We start from the raw sequence: 25,358 nt of genomic DNA on the forward strand, positions 1-25,358 counted from the left end.
ATCCGGCCACCCCGGTGATCGGCTTGTTGCGCCGACAGTACTCACACCGGCCGCACGTCTGCAGAATCCAGGTCGTCGCGACCCGGTCACCGACCACTCGCGAGTGCACGCCCTCGCCCACCGCGACGATCTCGCCGACCGTCTCGTGCCCGACCACCCCGGGCACGCCCGTCGGGATCACTCCGGTGGTGGACCAGATATCGGTGTAGCAGATACCGCTGGCCCGCACCCGGATCAGTACCTCGCCGGGACCCGGTTCCGGCCTGGGCAGTTCACGCACTTCCCACATCGCATCGACCGCCGGTACGTAGGCGGCCCGCATCGTCGCTGTCATTTCCGTCATGGTCGTGAATGCTGTCCGACGGTGCTGGCACTGCACTGTCAACCACTGCCAGCGGGCCACTCGCGGTGACCCAGCGCCGTTCAATCGCTGGCTATCCCGACACAATACTCACTATTGGCACCCGTGCGGCATCGTGGATCGGAAACGATCGTTCACGAGACGCCTTGGCCTTCAGGGGATTCCCACAGGTCGAATGCCACCGAATCTGTAACGGTTGCCGTGTACGCGCCAACGTCAACCTGTCGGGGGTTCGCAATACACTCCGCGCCATGCGAATCGGCTACGGGCGGGTCTCCACCCGCGACCAGCACCCCGAAGCCCAGCACGACGCGCTCACCGCTGCCGGCTGTGAGGAGATCTTCATCGACAAGGCCTCCGGCAAGCTCGCCTCCCGCCCCGAGCTAAGCAAGGCGCTACTGGTCGCCAACCGACCCAAAGACCAACTGGTGGTGACCAAACTCGACCGGCTCGGCCGCTCCCTCGAGCACCTGATCGAACTGTCCAAGACGTTGCAGGGCTGCGGCGTGGACCTGGTCGTCCTCGATCAGGGCATCGACACCTCCACTGCCGTGGGTCGAATGTTCTTCCAAATCCTCGGCGCAATAGCCGAATTCGAGCACGCTCTGATGTCCGAACGCACCCGCGACGGGCTGGCCGCAGCCCGCGCCCGCGGACGTACCGGTGGCCAGAAGCCCAAGCTCGGACCGCGGCAGGTGGCGCTGGCACGGCAGATGTACGACGAACTCGACGAACACGGCAAGCGCCGCTACACCGTCGCCCAAATCGCCGCCGAGTTCGGCGTCACCCGACCCACTATCTACCGGCACCTCGACAAGCTAACCTCATAACCTCGCCGCACCGCAGCTGACCGGGCACTACGAGAACTTCGTTGGATTTTCGGCGATTACTACCGGAACCCCGTATCGAACCAGCTCCTCCACCGCGGCAGGCACCACTTCCGGGTTCTCGACGAGCTCGCGGTAGGCGTCATAGGCCAGCAGAACGAACAAGGAGTTGGCCATCTGGTCCGCCGTCGTCTCGAACCCCGCAGCCAACAAAGTGATTCCGAAAGTGACCAGTTCGTCGTCGGTGAGCCGACCGTGCTCGTCGTGTGCTTGTACCAGGACGCCGAAGAGATCATCGACAGGTCGGCGCCGACGCTCCGCGATCAAGCCACGCACATACTCGGCGAGATTTGCCATCGCGGCAAGGCCTTCTTCCGGTGTCACCGAAGTGATCCCGAGCAGCTGGCTGGCCCAGCCTTGGAACTCCATGCGATCGGATTCGGAGACACCGAGCAACTCACCGACGACAGCGGCCGGGAACCTGGAGGTCAGCTCGGCGACCAGATCGGCCGACCGATCACCCGATTCGAGGTGATCCAGTAAGTCGGCCAACGCTTCTCGGGCACCAGCCCGTAATCGCTCGATCCGCCGGACCGTGAACTCTCGGGTGACGATCCCGCGTATGCGTGTGTGGTCGGGAGGATCCATGCTGACGATCATCGAGTTCGGCGGCGGCACGGCGGTGATGCGAGGAGCGCCGGCTGACACGCCGCGGCCCGGCTGAATCGGTTGTCCGACATGATCGCTCGAACGTCCACATAACGGGTCACCAGCCATGCCGTTCCGTGCGGCAGGCGCACACGTGCGACAGGTGATTCCGCGCGCAGCCACGCGCATTCCGGCTCCAGGTCCAAGCCGGCGCGCAGCGCGAAAGGAAACGACAGCACGGCATTGCCCTCGTCGATCGCGGTCATCGGAAATCACCGCCCGGGAACACGATTCGGCCGGTAGCCCACTCGACAATCGTGATGGCCTCCGACGGACAACTCGCAGCAACCATTGCCAAGAATTCGTTCGCCGGCTGCGGTTCATCAACCGCCTGCGCACGGTGCTCGATAAGAGCGAATGCGCGGGGGCGCGCTGCCGACGCACAGACCTGACCCCAGACGCGAACCTCGATCGACTCGAACTTGCCAGTCTGCAATCTCGGACGATAGCCCTTCCAGGATTTGAAACTTTGGCATTCGAATCCGGCAGGTGTGAATCCGAAGAACCAGCGGCACATCGCCGCCCGAGCGTACGCGCAGCGGTGAAGGCTTCCCACCAGTGGTAACCATGTGATCCGCGCGGCCTGGACCGCCACATGATGAAAATTGCAGCCCATCAGCTGCTTTGACGGTTGCGTCTTCTATTGGTTTCGGGGCGAGAGAACGTGGTGATCGCTCATGATCTTCGGGTCGTGTGCGGTCGGTTCTGCGGTGGCGCCGCGACTTCGAGGCCGGTGGTGTGGCCTCGTTGCGGTCCAAGGGCCCGCCGTCGCTGCCGCTGCCGTCGAATGACCAGTTCGCGGTGCTGGAACAGGAATTGGCCGAAGGCGCCCTCGCGCAGGGCTGGCCCGATCAACGCTGGACCCTGTCGTGGATCGCGACGGTGATCGGGCGACGCCCCGGGGAGTGAGGAGGTTAAATTTCAAGCTGAGTCAACCGGGCAGGACGGCGATCACGAACAGCGGCATCCGAGGGTGTGCTCAGTCATCGCTGGACCACCGATGTGGACCAGCCACCCGAAAATCCCTTGCGACCGAACAAGAACACTGTACTGACAGACCATGAGCAATCGGACCTCGCGCCTTTTGCCGTCAATATTTCTCTTTTCTTCCGACCACGACTGCCATGCCTTTGTATCCCTTACGCGCCTGGACCTGATCTCCGCGCCCAACCAAACGATACATGCATGAACCATACTCGTCGTACTTCTGCCGTATCTGTTCCATATTAAAATTGATCGCAGGAAAAAATGTATCTTCGCCCGCAAAATATCCGCGAGAGCCGATCATATGAGCAACAATGAAGAGCCCGTTCGGTCTAACCGAGCTCATCAGCGATGCCGTGGCCTTGTCGAACTGGCCCTCTTCGTCGGTAATAGAATCGGCGCCGAAGAATGAAAGTACTGCGTCATAGCTGTTTGATTCGAGCTCGTATATGCTTCCACTTTTTACCAACGAAGTATTCAGAATCTTTTGTAAATCCGCAGATTGCCCCAAGCTGCGGATATAATCCTCGAACCTTCTCCAGGTGGACAGCAGTTCACTGTCGTGTCCAGTCAGAACCTGTCGCAGATAGTTCAGATTCCCGGGCGCAATATCGATCAACTCCAGAGTTCCTTTGCTGGAGATGAAAGGGCTCAGCATCAGCGCGGGATACAGGTTCGGGCCGGCGCAGACATCCGCCACGGAATGCTTGCTACCAGGCTCGATATCCAGTTCTTTCAGAGCCGACATGACGAATTCTATTATCTGGCGATCCTCCGATAGGATCTCGCGACCGTAATTGCGTTCGACGTACTCCTTGGCGTCGAAATCGTCCCAGTGGCTATATCCATCCCGTTGATATTCGAAGAAGATGTGCTCGATATTCTGAATCATTGAAAGGTTCCCGGTCTCACGAATGATCTCGAGGGCATCTGTCTCCGGCGTCATAAAGCAATCCGGCAGGATTGTCAGTATTCTGTCCGTATACAGTTTCTCCGCAGTGCCGTACACGCAAGGCACGTCGGGATTGCCGAAGAATCCGAGCCTCAGTAAATACCATGTTGCGACTAGCAATGAACAAGGATACCTTCCCCGTGTCCTATGGTATCCGATTATCTTGCGCTTCAGCTTGGAGTCGCCTATTAGATCGACTACGAGCGGGCAGAAAGGTGAGAGGGTCGATTCTAGAACCACAACATCAGGTAACGCATTATGCCGGGAGAGACGACTCAGAAACTCTTCCATGTCGAATCGTCCGACCGGTAATCCGGTACTATAGTCGTCGACGAGTACGATTCTCACTGAATCGGTATCGGCTGGTAGCTTATGCAATTCTTCAATGCTCTGCTTGTGCTGTGCGGAGAATTGCTGATCGGTGTATATATGAGCATATTCGATGCCCAGCCCGCCATCCATCGAGACTCTTCGCCTGTTCTGCACAGTACTCCTTCTGGAGATCTTCAATTAGTGGCATTGCAGGAGGGTGCCGATCCGAACAGTTCGGAGTATGCATTGGCAAGCTTTGCATTCAGGAAATCCTGTCGAGAACCAATACACGGGGTCGGGGCAAACACGAGCCGTCGAATTGTCTCTCCATGGACCGCAGGTGCGCCTCCCGTCAACGAGCCTCCGGACACATTAAGCGCAAGGGAATCGAATTGCAATTATCGGTATTCCCAATGCTGAGGAGAATGCTTATACGAAGGTCAGCGGATTAGTCTCGAAACATTTAACCGCCGCGTGGATTTCAACCGTCGGCGCTGCAGGGCGGGCAGCTCGCTCAGGAATTCAGCTGCCGAGTTCTATGGACGTGACCGATCTTTGTTCCCAACCATGAAAAGTGGCTCTGGAGAGCCTATATTGCCCCTAATGAAGAGGTCATACAGCGAGGTCGAGCCGGCGGCACGGCCCGACGGAGTACCCCAATGAGTGTGCTCGCCTGGGACAACTATCGACATGTCTTCGCTCCGGCAGGAGCGCGAGCCTTGGCTGCGGCCGGAATGATGTCGCGAGCCAGCGTTTCCACCGTCGGATTGGGCATACTGCAGTTGATTTCGGCCACACACGGCGGATATGGGCTCGCAGGCGTCGTCTGCGGGACGTACATGGTCTGCGCAGCCCTAGGCGGGTTGTTCTGGGCCAGAGCTACCGACTTCCGAGGGCAACGCTGGGTGCTCCATCGGACCGCAGTGTTTCTTGCAGTCGGAGCGTTCGGCGACCTGCTGTTCGCGGCTTCAGACGCCTCCTGGCTGAATCTGTTGACAGCGGCGGCAATAACCGGGGCTGGTATTCCTCCCGCGGGCGCAATGATTCGAGCGCGATGGACCGTGGTACACGCGGATACACCGACTATGGGAGTCGCCTATTCAATGGAGTCCTCACTGGAAGAAGTCCTGTTCATGGTCGGACCCCCGGTCATGGGATTCCTCGATATGGTGAATTCTTATATCGGGCTGCCTCTCGTGGTGTCGATAACCCTGACCGGCATGCTGTGGTTGGCCGCTCAACCCGGTACCGAGCCCCCCATCGATATCTTTGCTCCTCGGCAGCAAGATTTGTTGATCAGAGTTCGTGGAATGCCGGTACTTTTCGCGGCATCCTTCAGCTTCGGTGGGATGCTGGGCGCCCTCGACATCGCGGTTATCGCATTCGCAGCCAATGAAGGGCACGAGCAAGTCGGTTTGATCGGATTGGCGCTTTGGGCCGCAACAAGCGCAATCGGTGGCATGATCTTCGGGGCAATGCGGCAAACTGTAGCCACCGACAGACGGTTCGTCATCGTCGTCACGATTGTATGGGTGGCAGTCCTTCCGCTGGCAGTTGTCCGAAATTTGGGACAGCTGACTGTTCTGCTAGCTATAGGCGGGACCTTCATGGCACCCGCGATGGCTGTCGTGACCGGACTGGCTGAACAGATCAGCCCCAGGAAGTCGCTGACGTTGGCCTTGGCGTGGATCTCCACCGGTACCGGTCTGGGTGCTGCGGCGGGAACGATGATTCAAGGCTGGGTGGGTGGTAGAGGTTTCCTTGTGCCGGTCGGGTTTGCCTCCGTCGCCGCAGCGGTCGCTTGGAGAGGGGCATCGTCATTGCGCTACTCCCGGCCACCAGAACTGCCTTCTACGCCGTGGTCCGGGAAGGCCGCTGGACCCCGAAGTCTGCCGGGCTCGTCGGCAATGAACCGATACCCGACTAGCGCGCGAAACGGAGCGCCCAAGCGCGGACGGCATCGGCTTGATCGCTTGTAAGGGTGCACGGGTTCTGGCCTGCTGGCGACGTACTCTTCGGCGGGAGCTTCTCCTGAAGGGTTGTCCGGCGAGAACTCGCCCCACCTACGAATAGTGCCGTCTGGATAGTAGCGCTCGCGCTCATCACCGATCAGATAGGCGTCCAAACTCTCAGCGAGGCAAGAAACGATCGTCGCCCCACCGAAGGCTCGAACGACAATTCTGCCCTCCCTCCAGTATAGAGAGCCAGGAGACTCGGCGGCCGGGTACGCCAGGGCGTAACATTCGTCGTCGTGCCTGGTCATATTCGGCCAAGCATCGGCGACGCCGCGCCATTCCTCTTCAGTGATCGGACGTTCCGCGCTCCGCCACCAGTCGGTAGTGCGAGTGATGTGCATGTCATAACCCATGGAACGATCTCATTCCTGGACTTCCAGAGACAGCTGTCAGCTGTTTTCCCATCGGTGGGATGGGCACCCGGCCGGGCATTTCATATCGCAGCCCCAGAAAAGTCCTCCGCCGGCAGCAATCCCTCCACCGACTGCATCCAAGGCCAGAATGAGCCCACCATTTCGTCAAGTGACAAGGTGGTGGGTTGTCAGTAGCCTGCCGGCAGTCGGTTTGGATCCGCTTGCTGAACCCTTTCGGCCAGGTTGGACCCATCCATTTTGACGTAGTACGCGTGGGTGGGGTCGTGCATTACATAGTTCATGCTCGCGACTATGTTAGCCACCGGATCGTTGATATCGGCGATCGATGCCCCCTTCGGCAGGTTCGCCAAGAAAACACTCGGAATCGTTTGGGTAAGTCCTTGCGAAGGATGCCCGGCCCTAGCGTTGCTGTCGTAGGTGTTCACGCTGTCGGGGTCGCCACCAGATTCTCTGGTTATGAGTGTTATATAACCGTTTGTCCAATTCTGGCGGGCGATGGGATCCGTAATGCCCAGATAGTCGAGCGCCTTGCCGATCTCTATCGCCAGTTCAGCTTTACTCAGCGTGATGTGTCTCCCCTTGCGCCCCGACCTATCATATTCCTCATCCTTATATGTGCCCGATCCTCCCGGATTGACGGGTGCATACGCTACGGACTGGTTGTCAGCATCGCCGGAATAGGACGGAGAATTGTAGCCGCTCGGGATGAAGGGCGAAGGGCCGTCCATGGCGGGTGTTTTATTCTTAACGGCATCAGAATTCGCGTTGAGCTGCCCATAGGCTTGATCGAAATCATTTTGAGCCTTATTCACGATACCTTCGAGAGCCGCGTGCGCACGGACTTGATGGGATACCGACGGGTTTTCATCGGGCACTGCGGCCAGAGTATCCTTGACATCTTTGATATATCCCGAAGTCTGCATTGTGAAGTTGTTCGCGACAGTGGCCGACTTCGCCGTGACATCGGCGACGCTCGCGTCGAGCGAACTCAGGTCGGTTTCGAGCTTGTCAGCCTGTGCCGCACTCAGCGAGTAGTTGGTTTGAAGTTCACCGGAACCTGGCATGACGGCGGCGGGTGGCGCATTCAAACTCGTGGCTGCCGGGGCTACGGCATTACCGCCGCCGACTACCGCAAGCACCGTCCGGAAGAATTCCTGAGTGCGGGAGATGGCAGGATTCAGAATCGGTGCGTTTTTCTTCTGATCAAGGGTGAATGGTGTTGTCATTGCTCACGTTCCGTCGCACTCTAGCCCGGTCAATAGAGGCCCGGATAATGGGTGAGCGCGAAACGTAGCAACCGGCTAGGTTTCGCGCTCACCGTACATCCGACTAGTAAGTACTTCTACGCATCGACGAACGAATTGAATGCATAGATACCGTTGTCACCGTCGAGTTCGCGCCGCAGGGCGGATCGCAATGCCGGCGTGGCCGAGTCGAGTACATCCGCGAGTTCCATCGTCGACAGCTCGGACAACGAGAGGGTACTACGGCTCATGGGGCCTCCTCCTTGATCTCGGGTCAGCTTCGGTGTGCGCTGACTCTGATATATCCCAGTATGGGCGACACCGCGAACGGAGCCCTCCCGTTCATGGGAAGGTAGGGGATCCCACCGTGCTATGAGCGCTCGGATCTCGGGCGGATACCGCACACAGCTCGTCAGATTTGCTCGTGCTGCGTATAGTAGGCGGTGATTATCTCCGAGAGGATTCGGCCGCGGTTCTGCACGTCGTAGCCGTTCTCGCGAGCCCATTGGCGGATGACCGCATTCTGGCGAGTATCCGCTGGTTTGGATTTGGTGCTCTTGCGGCGCGGGGAATGTCCAACCTTGCGGGCGCATGTCGTCCATCGAGAAAGCGCAACGCGCAGATCGTTGGCGTTCGGGGCGGAAAGATCGAGTTCGTAGGACACTCCGTCGAGCCCGAATGATATGGTCTCTGCCGCTTCGGACTCGCCGTCGAGATCATCGACGAAGTTGACGACCACCTTGCGTACCATGTGTGGGATTTCCTTTCGGTTCCGGCGGAGGTGATCAAGCAGTCTGCCAAGACATTCGACCGGCGAATGAACCGTATTCCCAATCATGGGAGTCAAGGGATGACCGCGGCATCCGATGCGGGCTATACGGGGTGCCGGTAAGGATCGTGTCACCAGCCGCAAGGTCGACTCCTTCACCTCCGACGCCCTGGTAAGGATCGTGTTACGTGCCGCAAACCGCCCGTGGCGGTGGTGTTCTCGGTGTAGCTTGCGCGTCTGTGGCGCGTGAGCTGGACCAAGACGAGCTGATCGATCATTGGACGCTTGTCGGGGATGAGCCCGAGCTGATCGGCGGCAAGCGCGGCGCGACTCGGCTGGGGTTTGCGATTCTGCTGCGGTTCTATACCGAGCGGGGACGGTTCCCGCGCGGGCGGGCCGAGATTCCTGACGAGGCAATCGGTTACGTGGCACGCCAGGTCGGTGTTGAGCGGACCGAGATCGCGTTCTACGACTGGTCGGGTCGCACGATCGAGTATCACCGCGCGCAGATCCGCAAGGCAATCGGGTTCCGGGAGTGCACCGTCGCCGACGCCGACGAGCTCACCTGGTGGCTGGTCGATCACGTGACACAGATCGAGCGCGGCGGCGAACGGGTCCGCGAGCACCTACTCGCCGAGTGCCGCCGCCGGAAGGTAGAACCCCCGACCGCCGGCCGGATCGAGCGTATCGTCCGCTCGGCGTTGAGCCGCGGCGAGGATGTCTTGTTCGACCGGGTGTTGTCCCGGTTGTCGACCGGGGTCATGGCGAAGCTGGCAGCGCTACTCGCTCCGGTTGATGAGGAGTTCGGGGAGCTGGAGGACGGCTCGGCGGTGTTGGCGTCGATCCGCTCGGATCCGGGCAATGTCAGCCTGAACACGAGGCTCACCGAGATCGCAAAGTTGGAAGCAGTCCGCGCGATCGGAGTGCCGACCGAGGTGTTCACCGACATCGCGCCGAAGATCGTGACCGGGTGGCGTGCACGGGCGGCGGTGGAATCGCCCTCGCACCTTCGGGACCACCCGCTACGGGTGCAGCTGACCCTGCTGGCGGCGTTGTTGCACTGCCGGTGCCGGGAGATCACCGACACCTTGGTGGAGTTGCTGAACTCGACGGTGCACCGGATCAGCGCCCGGGCGGAGGTACGGGTCACCAACGAGCTGATCAAGGAGTTCAAACGAGTCACCGGCAAGGAGAACCTGCTGTTCCGCGTCGCGGAGGCCACGGTCGACGCCGGAGACCAGCTGGTACGCGACACCGTCTACCCGGTGGCATCGCAATCCACGCTGCGGGACCTGGTGGCCGAGTTCAAATCGTCGGGGCCGACCTATCAACGCACCGTGAAGGCCACCCTGCGGTCCTCCTACACCAACCACTACCGGGCCGGGCTGATCAAACTGCTGTCGGTGCTGCAATTTCGCTCGAACAACACGACACACCGCCCGGTACTCGACGCCCTCGCGCTGATCTCGGAGTATGCGGGTGCGAACCTGCGTTACTACCCCTCCGAAGAGACGATCCCTGTGCATCGCGGGTTGGTTGGAGACTGGGGCGAGCTGGTGCACCAGAACGATCAGCGCGGGCAGCGGCGGGTGGTGCGGATGGTGTACGAGATCTGCACCTTCCAGGCACTACGGGATCAGCTGCGCTGCAAGGAAATCTGGGTCGTCGGCGCGGATCGCTGGCGCAACCCGGCAGAAGACCTGCCGGGGGACTTCGAGGAACGCCGCGCCGAGCATTACGGAGCCCTGCGCAAACCCCTGGACCCGACCGAGTTCATCGAGACAATGCGGGAGGAGATGCGCACCGAGCTCGACGCCCTGCACGCCGCTCTGCAGGATTGTCCCTGGTTGGAGATCAAGGAACGGCGACAGGGTGCGATCAAACTGTCACCGCTGCCGCCGGTCGCCGAACCCCGCAACCTGCGCAAGCTCAAAGCCCAGGTCCAGACCCGATGGGGCGTAGTGCCTCTGATCGACATCCTGAAGGAAGCGATCCTGCGCACCGGGTGTCTGCGTCCGGTAACCTCTGTCGCCGACCGCGGCAATCTGCCCGAAAACGTTCTGGCCGAACGACTTCTGTTGTCGATCTACGCCTACGGCACTAACACCGGGATCAAGGCGGTGGCCGGCGGCACCGACCGCCACAGCGAGGACGATATCCGCTACGCCCGACGCCGCTACTTGAATGCCGAGGCGGCGCGGCGGATTGCGATCGAGATCGCCAACGCCACCTTCACTGCGCGCCGCACCTCAATCTGGGGCGAATCCTCCACCGCCATCGCAAGCGATTCCACGCACTTCGGGGCGTTCGATCAGAACATCTTCACCGAATATCACTCCCGCTACGGCCGCCGCGGCGTGCTTATCTACTGGAGCGTGGAGAAGGGCTCGGTGGTCATCCATTCCCAGCTGCTCAACTGCTCGGCTTCCGAGGTGCACGCCATGGTCGACGGCGCCGTCCATCACGGCACCGAGATGGCAGTGGAAGCCAATTACGTTGACTCACACGGCCAATCGGAGATCGGGTTCGGGATCACGAAATTGCTCGGGTTCGATCTGCTGCCACGGATCAAGCGCATCAACAAAGTGAAGCTCTACCGGCCGGCGACCGGAGAGTCGGACCTGTGGCCGGGGCTGAAACCGGCCATGACCAGGCCCATCAACTGGACGAAGATCGCCGAGCAGTACGACCAGATGCTCAAGTACGCCACCGCGATCCGCACCGGCACCGCCTCCACAGAGGCAATCCTGCGCCGGTTCATGAAGGCCAACGCTACCCATCCCACTTACCAGGCGATGATCGAGTTGGGACGCGCACAGAAGACGGTGTTTCTAGCACGCTACTTGCGGTCGAGAGGGCTTCAGCGGGAGATCAACGACGGACTGAATGTGATCGAGTCCTGGAATCGCGCGAACTCGATCATCTTCTACGGCAAGAACTCCGAACTCGCCTCCAATCGGCGCGACGAACAGGAATTGTCAGTGTTGTGCTTGCGGATCTGCCAAGCCGCCATGGTCTACGTCAACACGCTGATGATCCAGGATGTCCTCGCCGACCCGGAGTGGGATGGGGTACTCACCGCTGAGGACGAGCGTGGCTTGACCCCACTGTTCTGGTCGCACGTGTTGCCTTACGGTGAGGTCAAACTCAACATGAACTCCCGGCTCGCCCTGGGAAGTTGAGCCGCCAGGCCATGCCTACTACGGGCCACTGATCACAATTGCATGGATAGTCGGTCACGGAGCCCCGGCCGACGACTACTGCGTCCGGATTGCCCGGTGACCGCGTTGAGACGTCGTAGTAGCGGCTATAAAGGAGAATTCGCATCGGCACTGTCTCGACGGTCAGCCTGTCGATGCCTGGTGAGGCTGTAACCGTACGCCAACGCGGCGACAGCGCCCAGGATCACGACGACCCCTCCGATCTCGAGCACAGACGTCGGAGTTGGTGGTGCGACTTGGACGGGAGCGATCGGGCCGCTCAGAGACCGGCAGCTCACCGAGTAGTAGTCCGACTCCGAGACGGAGAACCCTCCGATGGTCGTCATCTCGGTGCGCGCCCCGAACTTCCGGGCTGGAGCCGTGAACATGCGATCCATTCCGATGCTTCCGGACATCGGTGCGATCGCGCAGGCGATATGTTCACCCTCCGCAGCATTTGCGCTGATCGAGTATGGTGTGCCGCCTTTCAGCATGAGCGCCTGGCCGTTCCCTCCGGTCAGATGCTGATCAGGCCATCCCGCACCGACGAGCATGACTACGACCCAGAGGCTTGCACCCAGCAAGGCCATGGGGATCAGCGCACTCCACGTCCTTCGGGTTACGTGGGAACGCAATATTGTTGCGCGAACGATCGCAAGCTCCTCGTGGATCGATGTCGTGTGGGGTTCGGTCGCGCCAACTAGATGGAGGGCGGTCAGGTCGTCACCCGCTGCAATTCGTGCTGTAGCGCGTTCAGTTCCGCGCCGCCGGCCATCTGCTGGACGAGCTCGGGCAGCTGAATGTCGTGCTTCGTGTACGAGCTGAGCACGCTGCCGCGTTCGAGCAGGAGGAACCGGTCGCCGACCAGGTAGGCGTGGTGTGGGTTGTGGGTGATGAGAACGACGCCGAGTCCGCGGTCGCGGGCTTGCGCGATGTACCGCAGTACCGCACCGGCCTGTTTCACGCCCAGCGCGGCGGTCGGTTCGTCGAGGATCAGCACCTGGGCGCCGTAGTGCATCGCGCGCGCGATGGCCAAGCATTGCCGCTGCCCGCCGGACAAGATGCCGACGGGCCGGTCCAGATCCGGGATGTCGATCTCCATGTCGGACAAAGCTTCCCGGGTGGCCTGCCGTGCTCTGCGCCGGTCCAACAGTCGTATCGGCCCGAGTCCAGTCGTGGGTTCGCGGCCGAGAACAAAATTGCGCCACACGCTCAACAGCGGGATCAAGCCAAGGTCCTGGTGCACGGTGGCCATGCCGCGTTCCAGTGCTTCCCGTGGCGAGGTGAGCCGGGTGGTCGCGCCGTCGATCCGCAGCTCACCTGTGTCGTGCTGGTGGACACCGGAAAGGATTTTGATGAGGGTGGATTTGCCAGCGCCATTGTCGCCCAGCACGCAGGTGACCTCGCCGGCGTTGACGACCATCGACACGCCCCGCAGCGCCGCTACGCTGCCGTAGCTCTTTCCGACAGCGAGTGTTTCGATCAACGCGGTCATCGGCGAGTCTTTTCGGCGTGCTCGGAGAATCGGGTGTTCACCAGGACCGCTGACAGCAGCAGAATGCCGAGGAACAGCATGTACCAGTCGCTGTTCCAGCGCGCGAAGACGATTCCCTGCTGTGCCATGCCGAAGGTGAGCGCTCCGATCGCGGCGCCGACCACGGACCCGAAGCCGCCGCTGAGCAGACAGCTGCCGACCACGGCGGCGACGATGAATTGAAACTCCGAGCCGACGCCCTGGCTGGCCTGAACACTGTCGAATCGCAGGATGTCGCACGTGCCGACTATCCAAGCGGCAGCCGAGGTAGTCATGAACAGCATGATCTTGGTGCGTACGACCGGCACGCCGACCGTCCGGGCACTCACTAGCGAGCCCCCGACAGCGAAGACCCAGTTGCCGAACCGAGTATGCGCCGAGACGATTGCGGCGAGCGCGGTGAGCACGATCCACCACAGGGTCGATGCCTGGATGCGAGCATCGCCGATGCTGATCGTCGAGGCGAACACCGCGCCTGCCGAGGAGTAGCCGCGCGCGTTGTGGATGCCAGCCACCTGCACGGTGCCGGTGATCAGGCGTGTCACTCCGAGGTTGATGCCCTGCAGCGCAAGGAATGCGCCGAGGGTGACGATGAAACTCGGCAATCTGGTCCGCATCACGAGCCAGCCGTTCAGCGCACCGATACCGACTGCGACCATCAGCGAGATCAGCAGCGCCAGCCATATGTTCCACCCGGCGTGCACCGCCAGCAGGGCGGTGACCAGCGATGTGGACCCGGTCATCACGCCGGCCGACAGGTCGAACTCACCGCCGATCATCAACAGAGCCACGGCGACAGCCATGATGCCGATCGACGACGCGTCGTCCAGCCACGTCGAGACGCCCAGCGGGCTCAGGAACTGGTCGGTGTCGATAGAGAAGAAGAGAAAGACTGCTGTCGCGCCCAGCACAGCACCGATTTCGGGACGCGCGATCAACCGCAGTGGTAACGGTGCGCGCCGCGTGGGCGGGCAGGCCGGGACGGATCCAGTGGCGACAACAGTCACTTCATTCTCTCCGGCGGTCTCAGCGCGTGCCCTGCGCTACCAGCTTGGCGATCTCATCGACGTTGGACTTGTCGACGAAGCCGGGCCCCGTACGTATCGGCAGGCCACCGCCGACGGTGTCCAGGTTCGACTTGTAGAGCTGCAGCATCACGATCGGCAGATACCCTTGCTCGTACTGCTGTGGGTCGGCGGCGAACAACATCGTGCCCGCCCGGATGGCGTCGATCACCTCGGTGTTGAGGGTGGTGGAGGCGATCGCCGCGGTGGAATGGGCTTCCTGCGCAGCGGCTACCGAGCGCGCGGCGATCTGCGCGTTGAACGACAGCACCGCATCGATCGACCGATCGGCCTCGAGCGCGGCCTTGATCCGGGATTGCACGTCGGTCGGATTGTTGATATCGACCATCACCGTGGTGGTGGGATTGGCGAAGCCCTCAGTGGCGCCGCCGATCTGATTGTCGGCGCTGACCTGGCCGGCCATGTGGTTCACGATCAGCAGTTTGGTCTTTCCGGCGTCGTGCAGTCGCTTGCCGATAGCGGCCGCGGCGGGCCGTTCGCTTTGGCCGACGTGGCCGATGGCGCCGAGGGCGGCGCTTTCGGCTTCGCCGGAGTTGGTCGTCACCACCGGGATACCGGCGGCGACGGCGCGTTTGATCGACGCCCGCAGTGGCTCGGGGTAGGCCATCGAGACGACCAGGCCGTCGACTCGCTGCGCGACAGCGTTGTCGATGAGCTTGGCCTGCTCGTGGGGATCCTCATTGGTGTAGTAGTCGACGCGGATGCCGAGTTGTTTGCCCGCCGCCAAAGCGCCGTTCTTCAGCACACTCCAGAACGCGTCGCTCGGGCTGCTCTGAGTAACCACGGCAACCGAGCGCAGCGCGCCCGCGGCTACCGGCGCGCGGTCCTGTGCCCGGCCGCCGGTACCCGGCGCGCTGCACGCGGCCAGCACCAGGCCCAAAGCGAGCAACGGCAGGACCCGCCGCCGAGCCACCTTCCGCGAAACCGTCGTCGTCACTTGCCGACTCCAATCTTCCTGTGGACCGAAATGCCCAGCGCGAGCACCAGTGAGGCAAGCAGCGCCGACCACATGTTCCACCCGGCAAACATCGCGAGCAGCTCGGTGACCAGAGCGGTGGACCCGGTCATCACCCCGGCCGACAGATCGAACTCACCGCCTATCGTCAGCAGCGCCACCGCGACGGCCATGATGCCGATCGAGGACACGTCGTCGGGCCACGTCGAGATGCCCATCGGGCTCAGGAACTGGTCTGTAGCGACCGAGGAGAACACGAACACCGCTGCCGCGCCCAGTGCCGCACCGGTCTCCGGACGCACGATCAACCGATGGACCAACAGTGCGCGCACCTTCGCCGGACGCGCCAACGACGCGGATACTCCAGCGGCAACAGTCATTTCACGCATCGGCCGATCTCAGCGCGTTCCTTGCGCCACGAGTTTGGCGATCGCGTCGACGTTGGACTTGTCGATGAAGCTGGGGCCGGTTTGGATCGGCAGGCCGCCACCGACAATGTCGAGATTTGACTTGTAGAGCTGCAGCAGCACGATGGGCAGATACCCCTGCTGATACTGTTGCGGGTCGGCGGCGAACAGCAGTTCGCCGGCTCGGATGGCGTCCAGCACTTCGGTATTGAGGGTGAAGGTGGCAATCGCCGCGGTGGAATTGGCTTCCTGTGCCCCGGCCACCGCCCGGGCAGCGATCTGCGCGTTGTAGGCCAGCACCGCGTCGATCGACCGATCGGCCTGAAGCGCGGCCTTGATCCGAGACTGCACATCGGTCGGGTTGTTGAGGTCGACCACTACCGTTGTGGTGGCATTGGCGAAGCCCTCAGCGGCACCGCTGGCGAGATTGTCCGCGCTGACCTGGCCAGCCATATGGTTCACCAACAGCAGCTTGGTCTTTCCGGCGTCGTGCAGGCGTTTACCCACGGCCACCGCGGCGGGCCGCTCGCTCTGACCGACATGTCCGATCGCACCCAGGGCGACGCTTTCGGCTTCGCCGGAATTGGTCGTCACCACCGGGATACCGGCCGTGACGGCGCGACGGATCGCCGGGCGCAGCGGCTCGGGATAAGCCATCGACACGACCAGGCCGTCGACCCGCTGCGCGACAGCATTGTCGATGAGCTTGGCCTGCTCGTGGGGATCCTCATTGGTGTAATAGTCGACACGGATGCCGAGCTGCCTGCCCGCCGCCAGGGCACCGTTCTTCACCACATTCCAGAAGGCGTCACTCGGGCTGCTCTGGGTGACCACCGCGACCGAGCGCAACGCGCCCGCGGCCTCCGGGCTGCGGGTCTGTGCGGAGCCGCCGATGCCCGGTCCACTGCAGGCGGCAAGCATAGGGCCCATGGCAAGCCACGGCAGGACGCCCCGCCGATGTATCCGTTGCGCAACCATTGTCGTCACTTCCCGAGCTCCAATCTGCCTGTCGGGCTGCAATTCACACCCGCTGCCCCCGATACGTAAGACGACCGATGTCAGATTGGCAATTGGGCTACCGCATGCGGCGGGAAGCGGCGTCACAGACGATGGGAAGCATTGCTACCAACGGTGGGAAGCGCCACCGTGACCAGCAAGCTTCCGCCTTTCAGATAACCATCGCGCGCGAGGTATCGACATAGGCGCGCACAGCCTTGGTCATGGACATCGGGACGAACACGGATAACCCGCTGCCCCGATGTGTCGCATCCGGTGTCTCGAAACCATGGTTCCGAGACGGAACCTTCTCTCGCGCAACGCAACCGAGAACCGGCAGGTCGACTCCCTCCAGGGTGTCTCAAAAGTCATGCTCGAAAACCAGTCTTGAAACCACGTAACAGGGTAAATTATCGAGATAGTCACCTACCGGCGATTCCACACCGGATCGGTTGTGGCAGTCCACCCATGACGAACCCTCGCCGCCGTGGTCACGGCACTTGACGAGAGGATCAGTGTGCAGCTCGGCTACGCCCGCGTATCCACGACGCACCAGGACCTCGAACGCCAGCTGGTGGCCCTGGCCGAACACGGTATCGAAGCCGACAAGATCTACCAGGACCGCAAGACCGGAGCCACCCTCGACCGCCCCGGCTTCGCCGAGCTGCTGCGCTACGCGCGCCCCGGCGACACCATCGTCGCCGTCACCCTCGACCGGCTGGGCCGCAACCTGCGCGAATGCCTCAACATCGTGCACGACCTGCGCGAACAGGGGATTGGCATCAAGACCCTGAAGGACCCGATCCCGGTCAACACCGGCGACGATTCGGCCATGGCCGAGATCGCAGTGGCCATGCTCGCGCTGTTCGCGCAAATGGAACGCGTATTCATGCGCGAACGCGCCGCCCACGCCCGAGAAGTCGCCTCCGCCAAAGGGAAGCGCCCCGGCCGCCCCCGCAAACTCACCACCAACCAGCTCGCCGCCGCGCGAGCCGCGCTGGACGCCGACCAATCCGTCGACCAAGTTGCTGGCGCGTTCGGAGTCTCCCGGGCCACCCTCTACCGCTACCTCGCCGACCGATACGACCAGCAGCACGCCGAATAGGGCCCCGCCTCGTCATGTACCTGGTGACACGGTCCTGACCTGCGTACCTCCGGTGGCCGCCTCTCCCTTGCGGCTGGTGACACGATTCTTACCGCCACCCCTATACGAGCGCACGGAGTCCGGGCCGGATCCTCGAGTCAGCTGAGAACGCCATCGATGCACAGACTCGACGAGCGCCAGGTGGGCGCGGGACGAGTGGATTCAGCGTCGAATGCCCACTGCGAGACCGGGCCAACCGAACGCCACATGAGGTAGCCGCCGCCGGTGGAAACGACCTCGAAGAGGTCTTCGGAGCCGTCGATGAGCTGATTGCCCGAACAGTAGTCGTTGTAGTCGGTGCCCGGTTGGCGGGCGCCGGGGCTGAACTGCCCCGCCGGATTTCGAATGGACCCGGGACTCACAACGGTGCTCGCATGCCCGTGCGCCGATCGCCTGATCCAAGTCGGTGCGCCGAAAGTGTCTGTCTGACAGGTGAATGCGAGGCCACCCGCATAGACGGATGCCCCCTGGCCGTAGCTGGCACCGGCCCATAGGCAGTGTGCCCCCGGCATGTCCGCGGAGGCCGGGGTGGTGGCTGCGGCGATCCCGAAGGCGCCGAGGAGGATGGCGGTCGCGGCGGCGAGCCGGGCTCGTAGCCGGGAGACCGGGTTGGGGTGGTGGCTCTGATTGCGTTTCGCGTTCGTGAACATCGACGTCTCCGTTTCGTCAGGTGTGTTCCGCGCTGGTGTTGGCTGGAATGTTGGCGCGTTCACTGACGCAGTCAATGTACCGATAAACAACGGCACATTACGGGCGCGCGTATCCACCGGTGGGAAGAACCCGGGGGGATCAAGCCTTGTGCAATACCTCGGAAATTTCGCTGTCCTGGTCGATCTGGGCCTCGATGAGGCGGTCCACCAGATCGCCCGTCACCTTGCCCGCTACCCGCCGAATCGCTGCCACCTGCGCGGCGAATTGCGCCAACTCGTCCGAGCCGCGATTCGACGCTGCGTAGGACTCCCACGCATGGCGGTGCAGCAGATCAACCAGACGGCGGGAGATCCGGTCGCAGTCGGCCTTCAATCGTTCCAGTTCGCGAAGTCCCTCCGCGCAGGGCACACCGAGGGCGGCGGAACAATCCAACAGCATGGCCAGCGCCGGATCGGCCACACGATAGGTCGTGGCGTTGACCGGCTCGAACACGCCGATGGCAACGACACGCGCGAGCCCGTTCGGCACGTCGCCGAACCGCGCCTGCAGTTCGGTCGCGGAGATGGTGGAGTCTTCGCGCTCGTCGACCGCCGCGGGCTCGGGCTCGACCACACCGAGCACGGCCCCCAGATCGTCGCCGCGATCCCAGGCAGCGATCAGTTCTTTGATCCCGTTGAGCTTGATGCCGCGGTCGAGGAGCCGGCTGATCGTGCGGACCCGGTTGAGGTGTTCCTCGCCGTAGTAGCCGGTTCGTCCGCGCAGCTGGGGCGGGGGCAGCACACCTCGCTCGTGATAGACGCGCACACTGCGCACGGTCGTCCCGGCGGCCTGCGCAAGTTCGTCGATGGTGTATTCGGCCGCTGCTGCCATACGACAAGGAAACCACATCATTCGCGCGAGGTCCCACGTACCGTTGTGACGTCGACTATCGTGCCGATGGATCTTGATCTCGATTCGAGCGACACCCGGCGGGCCGCGCGGACGCCGTCATTGCTGGTCGCCGACCCGGAAATTCTTCCCTCCCTTGGCAATTCGACAGAATTTTCTCCTCGTGCCCTGACCTATTCTTGGCCGATGAACGACTCATCGCACACCCGGGTGAGTTCCTCCGAACGTGACCGTGCACTCGACGAGCTGGCACAACACTTCGCTGTGGGCCGGCTGTCGGTCGAAGAGCTGGAGGAACGCAGCTCTCGGGTGTGGCGGGCGATCACCGTCCGGCAACTGGCCGAGACATTCGCGGATCTTCCGGCGGCACCCGCCTCCGCCGAGGGTTCGCACCTGACCGATGGCGCACTGCCCCGGACGGTGGTCCTGGTCGGTGCGATCGTGGTGTCGGCCGTCGTGTGCCAATTCGTCTTCGGTAACCCGTGGTGTTTGTTGCTCCTGTTGGCCGTACCCGTGGTCATGACACTCGGCCTGCGCAACCGGTGAACCGGGCCTACCACAGCGTTCTGGGCCTGACCAGGTTGGCCAGATCGATCAATCGGTAGCGATGTAAGCGTTCGGGGGCCAATCGCGCCACGGCGCGCAGGCAGGCCTCGAGTCCCTGCCGCAGCGGCTTCTCGAGGAACGGATAGCCGAGGATCTCGAGGTCGGCCCGCTGCTGGTGGTATCCCTTGCGCAAGCACTCCAAGGCGGCGCCGACCACCAGCACTCGCAATTGCGGGGCGCGGGGTTCCTCGATGAGTTCGTCCAGTCGCGCCGCGGCCATGACGAGTTCGTCCTGGGTGATATGGCCGGGTGGCCGTGAGACGAGCAGCAGGCTCCCGGTGAGCCTGGTCAGTGCGAAGTGACGCGATGAGGTAGGTACCTGGTCGAGAATCTCGACCGCGGTGAGCACGTCATCCGCGGCGACCAAACCCCGGGCCAGGCCGACCGCGGCGCTGATGGCGCCGTGATTGACCTGCCACACAGCGTGGAAGTTCTCGAGCGCGACAGTTTGCCAGCGGTCCCGATCGCCGCCGGGTTCCTTCGAAGCCAGCTCCGCCGAGGCTGCCAGCGCCAGCGCGGGGGCGATCTCACCCGGGAGCATCGCATGGACCGCGTCGAAGTGGCGATGCGCCCGGTCCGGATAGTGGTCAAGCAGAGCCGCAATTCCTATGTACCACTCGATCCGCCAGTCCTGGCAATATCGAGGCCGTAGTTCGGCCAAGAGCTCACACGCCGGCACCGTCTGGCCGAGGTCGAGGTGCGCGCGGACGGCGGTGAGGGCGCCTTCGAGCTCATACGACGCCGGCGCCGGGATCGTCCCCGCGAGGATGCGACTGTGTGTGCGATACAGGGCGTCGAGTGCGTGGCGGGCTTCGCTGTGCAGCAGGCTCGACAGCAGGGGCGCAGCGGGATCGTCGGTGTCGATGAGCGGAATGGGCAGCGCGGCGACGATGGCCTGCGGGTCGAGCTCGGCGGTGTGGTGGAGACCGGTGACCATGCCATCGGTCTTGGCCACGAAGGTGTCGATGCCGAAATCGCCACGCATGGAGCTGAATTCGACCGAGGCCTGGGGATGCTCGGTTCCGGTGTCGGTGGCCAGCACCATGCGGAGCACGCCGGCGAGCTGGCAGTACATGGCGTAGGCGGAGGGAAATCGGCGTTCGGGGTCGGGGTCGGTGGCCCGCTGGAGCAGCCGCCGCAACGCGGGATAGCGGCGCAGCACCGGCTGTTCGGCCGGATCGGGGATGCCGGGCGGGAATCCGTCCGTGTCGTCTCGGCGTAGATCGAGCACGAGCGCGGCCAGGGTGCGGCCGACCGAGTGGATATCAGCAGCGATCGTGGGTCCGGTTTCGGTGAACTCGGGCGCCATGTACCCCGGCGTGCCGTAGATGCTGCCGTAGGAGTCCATGGCCGCGACCGCGCCGAGGTCGATGAGTTTGACCTCCTCGCCGGTGACCATGATGTTGTCGGGTTTGAGGTCGTTGTAGGCAAGACCGAATGAATGCAGGTAGTCCAGCGCCGGAAGGACTTCCATGACATAGGCGATGGCCTCGGCGACCGGCAACACGGCGGGTTCGTGTTGCTCGACCATCGTCTTCAGGGAACGGCCGCCGACGTACTCCATCACGATGTAGCCGTGGGGCGATTCATCGGTGTTCGCGTGCTTGACGAAGTTGTAGATCTTGACGATGCCCGGATGCGCCATCTCGGAAAGAAATTGGCGTTCGGCGACCTCGACGATGTGCGCCTCGAAGTCGAGCGGGTTCTGCAAGCCCTTCAAAACCACCCAGCGGTCGCTGACGTTGCGGTCGACGGCCAGGTATATCCAGCCGAGCCCGCCGTGCGCCAGACAGCCCTGAACCTCGTATTGGTCGGCAACGATATCCCCGGTGTGCAGGTGGGGGCGGAAGTTGAACGGCGATCGGCAGTGGGGGCACACTCCCATGACGGCGCCGGGCCGTCCTTCTTCACGACGGCCGACCGGACGCGCGCAGTTCCAGCAGAAGCGTTTGGCCTCGGGAACTTCGGGATCGGTGAGCACCACCTCGCGCGGATCGACGGGCACGGCCCTGGGCAGTTGCACCAGGCCGCCGCCCAGACGGCGAACGCTGGGACGCGATCGAGAGCTGCGCCCGGACAGCGGATCGGAGTCGAGGTCCTCGTCATCCGGGTCTTCGATATCGACGAGGTCCACGGGCGGGGTGGGTCCGGCCGGCGAGAGTCGCCGTGTGACTTCGGTTTCCGCCGGTGCCGCGCGCAGCGATGTGGTGAATCGCTGCCCCGATTCGACTGCGACCGATCGCCGGGTCGACCAGGGATGCGGCTCCGGCCGGGGTATCTCAGTTCCGCGCATTCGCCGGTTGGCCCAGGGATGTGGCCGCGGACCGCCGACTGCGCTGGGTTGGTCCGGCATGCAAACCTCTCGCGGCCACCGTGCAATCGAGGTCTCATTCTCGGGGTCGCCGCCAGGTCGCGCGTGGTCGTTGTTCCCGGGATTGGGAAGGTCTGTGACGCAGGGTCCGTCCCGGCGTGAAAAGCCGAAACGGACCCTTCCGCCACTACTCCCCTGTCGACTGCTCCTGCGTCGCACCGACCGGGGCCGCGTCTTCGCGAGCGGGTCCGGGCCGCGTGACGACCGGATACTCGAAGGGCTCGTCGCCGGAGTCCACGACGTCCCGCAGCCGGGACGGCACCTCGACCACGACGGGGTACTGACCGGTGAATCCCTGGCGCTCGGCAGCGATGCGGAGGACTCTGGCACGGACCGCGAACCAGCCCGCCACCAGCGCCGGAATCATGACGAACAGCATGGCCAGCACCGCGTTTCGCTGGGTGTGGTCATCGCTGACGGCCATCAGGGCGACCACGACGGCCAGGAACACCAGGGTCGCGTAGCCGGTGTAGGGCGCGCCCATCAGCCGGAAGGACGGTCGATCGGCTCGGCCCTGCCGCCACTGGTAGTACAACCGCAACTGGCACAGCACGATGGCCGACCACGCGGTGATCGTTCCCATCGCCGCCATGTTCAGCACGATCTCGAAGGCCTGATCGGGTACCACCGCGTTGAGAGCGACACCGAGGAGGGCGACGGAGCCGGTGGCCAGGATTCCGACGTACGGCACACCGGTCCGCGACATCCGCGAAGCGACCGCCGGAGCGCTGCCGTTCATCGACATCGATCGCAGGATCCGGCCGGTGGAGTACAGGCCGGCGTTGAGACTCGAGAAGGCCGCGGTGAGGACGATCAGATTCATCACCGAACCCGCCGCGGGCACACCGAGTTTGGCGAAGAAGGTGACGAACGGGCTCACGCCCGCCTTGTACGCGGTGTAGGGCAGCAGCATGGCCAGCAGTACGAGCGAACCCACATAGAACAGGGCGATGCGCGCGATGACCGAGTTGATGGCCCTCGGCATGATCTTCTCCGGGTTCTCGGTCTCCCCCGCCGCAGTACCGACCAATTCGACTGCGGCGTAGGCGAAGACCACTCCGGTGGTGACGAAGACCAGCGGCGTCGCTCCCATCGGGAACAGCCCGCCGTGGGTGGAGAGCACACCGGGGCCGGTGGTTTGGCCGCCGACGCTGAAGCGCCCGACCAGGATGACGCTGCCCACGATCAGGAACAGAATCAGCGCCACGACCTTGATGAGCGCAGCCCAGAACTCCAGTTCACCGAACCATTTCACCGAGACGAGGTTGATGCCGACGACGACGGTGAGGGCGATCAGCGAGATCAGCCACTGCGGTACCGCCTGGAAGCTGTGCCAGTAGTGGACGTAGGTGGCGACGGCGGTGATGTCGACGATGCCGGTCATGCACCACTGGAAGAAGTACATCCAGCCCACCGCGAAGGCCAGCTTCTCACCGTAGAACTCGCGGGCGTAGGAGACGAACGAGCCGGAGGACGGGCGGTGCAGGACGAGCTCGCCCAATGCCCGCAGCACGAAGAAGACGAACACCCCGCAGATCGCGTAGACCAGGAACAACCCCGGTCCGGCGCCGGCCAGGCGCCCGCCCGCGCCGAGGAACAATCCCGTTCCGATCGCTCCGCCGATGGCGATCATCTGCAACTGACGCGGGCGCAGGGCCTTGTGGTAGCCGGCGTCCTCGGTGGCGAGTGCCGCAGCGGGCGCATCGGGAGGTCGAACGGTTGTCATGACGGAGACCTTTCACGTGACGCGGGTCATACCAGATCAATGTACCGTTGTTTAACGGCACGATCAATAGGTTCCGATACGATCCGGATCGAGCAAACATGCGGTCGACCTGGGCTCTCTCGCCGTAATCGAATCGGATTGAGTGAGCCGCTGATTATCGATACGCTCAGTGGGTCAGATACCGATGGAGTAGCCGGATGGCATGGTTCGAGCGCGAGTTCATCGCGGTACCCGAACAAAATAAGAACCAGTTGGTCTTCAAGTGGCCGGATGTCAATATCCGCCGCTTCTCGCGCGTCATCATCAATGCCGACGAGGTCGCCGTGTTCGTCCGAACCGGCCGTGTTCTCGCCACCCTCGGTCCCGGACGGCACCGCATCGACGCCGAGGAACTGCCCGTTCTCGGCGCACTGATCGACACCTTGACCGGAGGCAATTACTACCGGGCGGAGCTGTACTTCGTTTCCACCAAGGAGTTTTCCCGGGTCAAGTTCGGGGGGCGGCTGTCGGATGTCCTGGATCCGGTCAGCGCGCAGGTGGTGACGCTGCGCTCGTTCGGCGAATTCGCGCTGTCGGTGCGGGATCCCGCTCAGTTGATCACTGCTGTGACCGGCACCGCGACTCCGACCGACCCGGCGGCCACCCCCGCCTGGTGTGCCGAACAGCTGCTCAAAGTCATGAAAATCGCAGTGACGCAAGGGGTATCGCGAGGCGATTGGCCCATCCTCGGCCTGTCCGCGCATCTGGGCGACATCGAGGAGGCGGTGCTGCGACCGGCGAATCTGCAGCTCTACGAGTTCGGGCTGCGGGTTCCACGGCTGGGCAACTTCGACATTACCGTCGCTCCCGAGGACGCGGAACGGCTCAAGCGCCTGGCGAAGGACACCACCTACGTGCGGCTGGCCGGGGACTTCCAGCGGTATGCCGCCGGCGAGCTCGCACTGGGGGCCGGCCAGGGATTGGCTCGCGGCGTCGGGGACACGGGGTTTCTGGGTGCGGCACTGGGCATGAACGCGCTGCACCACCACACCGCGCCACCGGCCGCACCGGCGCCGATTGCCGCAGCCGCCGAATCGGTCTGCGCGGCCTGCGGTGCATCCCATTCCCCGGCCGCCCGGTTCTGTACGCACTGCGGCCTCGACCTTCAGCAGGTTCGGCGGTGCGGCCGGTGTGCGGCGGAACTCCCCCAACACGCGAACTTCTGTGGTCTCTGCGGGGCCCCCGCCACCTGAACGGCGGCAACGGTTTC

24 protein-coding genes are annotated in these 25,358 nt (G+C 63.1%); 7 read left to right on the forward strand and 17 right to left on the reverse strand.

Going from position 1 to position 25,358, the window contains the following annotated elements:
- On the reverse strand, positions 1-334 hold a 334-nt coding region (locus ACFXHE_RS35640), incomplete at its 3' end, for an alcohol dehydrogenase catalytic domain-containing protein (protein WP_379389065.1).
- 278 nt (positions 335-612) lie between these two features.
- Here ACFXHE_RS35640 and ACFXHE_RS35645 point away from each other — a divergent pair.
- A complete protein-coding gene (locus ACFXHE_RS35645) occupies positions 613-1,191 on the forward strand; it encodes a recombinase family protein (RefSeq protein ID WP_379389066.1) in 579 nt (192 codons plus the stop codon).
- Positions 1,192-1,218: 27 nt separating this feature from the next.
- On the opposite strand, the gene ACFXHE_RS35650 is transcribed toward ACFXHE_RS35645, so the two are convergent.
- The gene (locus ACFXHE_RS35650; protein WP_379389067.1) at positions 1,219-1,836 is read right to left on the reverse strand and encodes a hypothetical protein; all 618 of its coding nucleotides are present in this window, start codon (positions 1,834-1,836) and stop codon (positions 1,219-1,221) included.
- An 8-nt stretch (positions 1,837-1,844) separates the two neighbouring features.
- The gene (locus ACFXHE_RS35655; RefSeq protein WP_379389068.1) at positions 1,845-2,102 is read right to left on the reverse strand and encodes a hypothetical protein; all 258 of its coding nucleotides are present in this window, start codon (positions 2,100-2,102) and stop codon (positions 1,845-1,847) included.
- 487 nt (positions 2,103-2,589) lie between these two features.
- Between ACFXHE_RS35655 and ACFXHE_RS35660 the strand changes: the two genes are divergently transcribed.
- A complete protein-coding gene (locus tag ACFXHE_RS35660; RefSeq protein WP_379389069.1) occupies positions 2,590-2,805 on the forward strand; it encodes a hypothetical protein in 216 nt (71 codons plus the stop codon).
- 181 nt (positions 2,806-2,986) lie between these two features.
- On the opposite strand, the gene ACFXHE_RS35665 is transcribed toward ACFXHE_RS35660, so the two are convergent.
- Complete coding sequence (locus tag ACFXHE_RS35665) at positions 2,987-4,294, reverse strand: hypothetical protein (RefSeq protein WP_379389070.1); 1,308 nt, start codon at positions 4,292-4,294, stop codon at positions 2,987-2,989.
- Positions 4,295-4,803: 509 nt separating this feature from the next.
- On the opposite strand from ACFXHE_RS35665, the gene ACFXHE_RS35670 reads away from it, so the two are divergent.
- Positions 4,804-6,123: an MFS transporter gene (locus ACFXHE_RS35670; RefSeq protein ID WP_379389071.1), complete on the forward strand. Its 1,320-nt coding sequence runs from the start codon at positions 4,804-4,806 to the stop codon at positions 6,121-6,123.
- Positions 6,124-6,700: 577 nt separating this feature from the next.
- Here the strand turns inward: ACFXHE_RS35670 and ACFXHE_RS35675 are convergent.
- The 3 genes from ACFXHE_RS35675 to ACFXHE_RS35685 form a co-directional block, all read right to left on the reverse strand.
- Positions 6,701-7,759: a hypothetical protein gene (locus ACFXHE_RS35675; RefSeq protein ID WP_379389072.1), complete on the reverse strand. Its 1,059-nt coding sequence runs from the start codon at positions 7,757-7,759 to the stop codon at positions 6,701-6,703.
- Positions 7,760-7,875: 116 nt separating this feature from the next.
- Positions 7,876-8,028, reverse strand: a complete 153-nt coding sequence (locus ACFXHE_RS35680) for a hypothetical protein (protein ID WP_379389073.1) — start codon at positions 8,026-8,028, stop codon at positions 7,876-7,878.
- A gap of 161 nt (positions 8,029-8,189) precedes the next feature.
- Entirely contained in the window at positions 8,190-8,528 is a 339-nt protein-coding gene (locus ACFXHE_RS35685) for an Lsr2 family protein (RefSeq protein WP_379389074.1), read from the reverse strand.
- A gap of 257 nt (positions 8,529-8,785) precedes the next feature.
- Here ACFXHE_RS35685 and ACFXHE_RS35690 point away from each other — a divergent pair, with 257 nt between their 5' ends.
- On the forward strand, positions 8,786-11,728 hold the full coding sequence (locus tag ACFXHE_RS35690; protein ID WP_379389075.1) for a Tn3 family transposase: 2,943 nt from the start codon (positions 8,786-8,788) through the stop codon (positions 11,726-11,728).
- A gap of 125 nt (positions 11,729-11,853) precedes the next feature.
- Here ACFXHE_RS35690 and ACFXHE_RS35695 read toward each other — a convergent pair whose 3' ends face one another.
- From ACFXHE_RS35695 to ACFXHE_RS35720, 6 genes are all read right to left on the reverse strand, one after another.
- Positions 11,854-12,336: a hypothetical protein gene (locus tag ACFXHE_RS35695; RefSeq protein ID WP_379389076.1), complete on the reverse strand. Its 483-nt coding sequence runs from the start codon at positions 12,334-12,336 to the stop codon at positions 11,854-11,856.
- 125 nt (positions 12,337-12,461) lie between these two features.
- Complete coding sequence (locus ACFXHE_RS35700) at positions 12,462-13,241, reverse strand: ATP-binding cassette domain-containing protein (protein WP_379389077.1); 780 nt, start codon at positions 13,239-13,241, stop codon at positions 12,462-12,464.
- On the reverse strand, positions 13,238-14,287 hold the full coding sequence (locus ACFXHE_RS35705) for an ABC transporter permease (RefSeq protein WP_379389078.1): 1,050 nt from the start codon (positions 14,285-14,287) through the stop codon (positions 13,238-13,240). The genes ACFXHE_RS35700 and ACFXHE_RS35705 overlap by 4 nt, the downstream gene beginning before the upstream one ends.
- 19 nt (positions 14,288-14,306) lie before the next feature.
- Positions 14,307-15,383: a substrate-binding domain-containing protein gene (locus ACFXHE_RS35710; RefSeq protein WP_379389079.1), complete on the reverse strand. Its 1,077-nt coding sequence runs from the start codon at positions 15,381-15,383 to the stop codon at positions 14,307-14,309.
- The gene (locus ACFXHE_RS35715; protein ID WP_379389080.1) at positions 15,299-15,700 is read right to left on the reverse strand and encodes a hypothetical protein; all 402 of its coding nucleotides are present in this window, start codon (positions 15,698-15,700) and stop codon (positions 15,299-15,301) included. The genes ACFXHE_RS35710 and ACFXHE_RS35715 overlap by 85 nt, the downstream gene beginning before the upstream one ends.
- An 18-nt stretch (positions 15,701-15,718) precedes the next feature.
- Entirely contained in the window at positions 15,719-16,705 is a 987-nt protein-coding gene (locus tag ACFXHE_RS35720; protein ID WP_379389081.1) for a substrate-binding domain-containing protein, read from the reverse strand.
- 505 nt (positions 16,706-17,210) lie between these two features.
- On the opposite strand from ACFXHE_RS35720, the gene ACFXHE_RS35725 reads away from it, so the two are divergent.
- Entirely contained in the window at positions 17,211-17,828 is a 618-nt protein-coding gene (locus tag ACFXHE_RS35725; RefSeq protein ID WP_379389082.1) for a recombinase family protein, read from the forward strand.
- Positions 17,829-17,965: 137 nt separating this feature from the next.
- Here ACFXHE_RS35725 and ACFXHE_RS35730 read toward each other — a convergent pair whose 3' ends face one another.
- Positions 17,966-18,517: a hypothetical protein gene (locus ACFXHE_RS35730; protein WP_379389083.1), complete on the reverse strand. Its 552-nt coding sequence runs from the start codon at positions 18,515-18,517 to the stop codon at positions 17,966-17,968.
- Positions 18,518-18,656: 139 nt separating this feature from the next.
- Positions 18,657-19,388 (reverse strand): MerR family transcriptional regulator, encoded by a 732-nt coding sequence (locus ACFXHE_RS35735; protein ID WP_379389084.1) that lies wholly within the window; start codon positions 19,386-19,388, stop codon positions 18,657-18,659.
- Positions 19,389-19,592: 204 nt separating this feature from the next.
- On the opposite strand from ACFXHE_RS35735, the gene ACFXHE_RS35740 reads away from it, so the two are divergent.
- Positions 19,593-19,952 (forward strand): DUF1707 domain-containing protein, encoded by a 360-nt coding sequence (locus ACFXHE_RS35740; RefSeq protein ID WP_379389085.1) that lies wholly within the window; start codon positions 19,593-19,595, stop codon positions 19,950-19,952.
- Positions 19,953-19,959: 7 nt separating this feature from the next.
- Here the strand turns inward: ACFXHE_RS35740 and ACFXHE_RS35745 are convergent, their stop codons facing one another.
- Positions 19,960-22,146, reverse strand: coding sequence for a tetratricopeptide repeat protein (locus ACFXHE_RS35745; protein ID WP_379389086.1), 2,187 nt, complete (start codon positions 22,144-22,146; stop codon positions 19,960-19,962).
- Positions 22,147-22,510: 364 nt separating this feature from the next.
- Positions 22,511-24,109: an amino acid permease gene (locus ACFXHE_RS35750; RefSeq protein WP_379389087.1), complete on the reverse strand. Its 1,599-nt coding sequence runs from the start codon at positions 24,107-24,109 to the stop codon at positions 22,511-22,513.
- 197 nt (positions 24,110-24,306) lie between these two features.
- On the opposite strand from ACFXHE_RS35750, the gene ACFXHE_RS35755 reads away from it, so the two are divergent.
- On the forward strand, positions 24,307-25,341 hold the full coding sequence (locus ACFXHE_RS35755; protein ID WP_379389088.1) for an SPFH domain-containing protein: 1,035 nt from the start codon (positions 24,307-24,309) through the stop codon (positions 25,339-25,341).
- Positions 25,342-25,358: the final 17 nt, after the last annotated feature.

This window comes from Nocardia sp. NPDC059229 (assembly GCF_042754165.1).
Classification (GTDB): Bacteria; Actinomycetota; Actinomycetes; order Mycobacteriales; family Mycobacteriaceae; genus Nocardia.

Coding starts and splice junctions, on each gene's coding strand:
- ACFXHE_RS35700 (WP_379389077.1), bottom strand. CDS start 13,241: ATGACCGCGTTGATCGAAACACTCGCTGTCGGAAAGAGCTACGGCAGC.
- ACFXHE_RS35655 (WP_379389068.1), bottom strand. CDS start 2,102: ATGACCGCGATCGACGAGGGCAATGCCGTGCTGTCGTTTCCTTTCGCG.
- ACFXHE_RS35715 (WP_379389080.1), bottom strand. CDS start 15,700: ATGACTGTTGCCGCTGGAGTATCCGCGTCGTTGGCGCGTCCGGCGAAG.
- ACFXHE_RS35645 (WP_379389066.1), top strand. CDS start 613: ATGCGAATCGGCTACGGGCGGGTCTCCACCCGCGACCAGCACCCCGAA.
- ACFXHE_RS35670 (WP_379389071.1), top strand. CDS start 4,804: ATGAGTGTGCTCGCCTGGGACAACTATCGACATGTCTTCGCTCCGGCA.
- ACFXHE_RS35675 (WP_379389072.1), bottom strand. CDS start 7,759: ATGACAACACCATTCACCCTTGATCAGAAGAAAAACGCACCGATTCTG.
- ACFXHE_RS35750 (WP_379389087.1), bottom strand. CDS start 24,109: ATGACAACCGTTCGACCTCCCGATGCGCCCGCTGCGGCACTCGCCACC.
- ACFXHE_RS35730 (WP_379389083.1), bottom strand. CDS start 18,517: ATGTTCACGAACGCGAAACGCAATCAGAGCCACCACCCCAACCCGGTC.
- ACFXHE_RS35650 (WP_379389067.1), bottom strand. CDS start 1,836: ATGGATCCTCCCGACCACACACGCATACGCGGGATCGTCACCCGAGAG.
- ACFXHE_RS35720 (WP_379389081.1), bottom strand. CDS start 16,705: ATGGTTGCGCAACGGATACATCGGCGGGGCGTCCTGCCGTGGCTTGCC.
- ACFXHE_RS35740 (WP_379389085.1), top strand. CDS start 19,593: ATGAACGACTCATCGCACACCCGGGTGAGTTCCTCCGAACGTGACCGT.
- ACFXHE_RS35665 (WP_379389070.1), bottom strand. CDS start 4,294: ATGGATGGCGGGCTGGGCATCGAATATGCTCATATATACACCGATCAG.
- ACFXHE_RS35695 (WP_379389076.1), bottom strand. CDS start 12,336: ATGGCCTTGCTGGGTGCAAGCCTCTGGGTCGTAGTCATGCTCGTCGGT.
- ACFXHE_RS35735 (WP_379389084.1), bottom strand. CDS start 19,388: ATGGCAGCAGCGGCCGAATACACCATCGACGAACTTGCGCAGGCCGCC.
- ACFXHE_RS35680 (WP_379389073.1), bottom strand. CDS start 8,028: ATGAGCCGTAGTACCCTCTCGTTGTCCGAGCTGTCGACGATGGAACTC.
- ACFXHE_RS35755 (WP_379389088.1), top strand. CDS start 24,307: ATGGCATGGTTCGAGCGCGAGTTCATCGCGGTACCCGAACAAAATAAG.
- ACFXHE_RS35685 (WP_379389074.1), bottom strand. CDS start 8,528: ATGGTACGCAAGGTGGTCGTCAACTTCGTCGATGATCTCGACGGCGAG.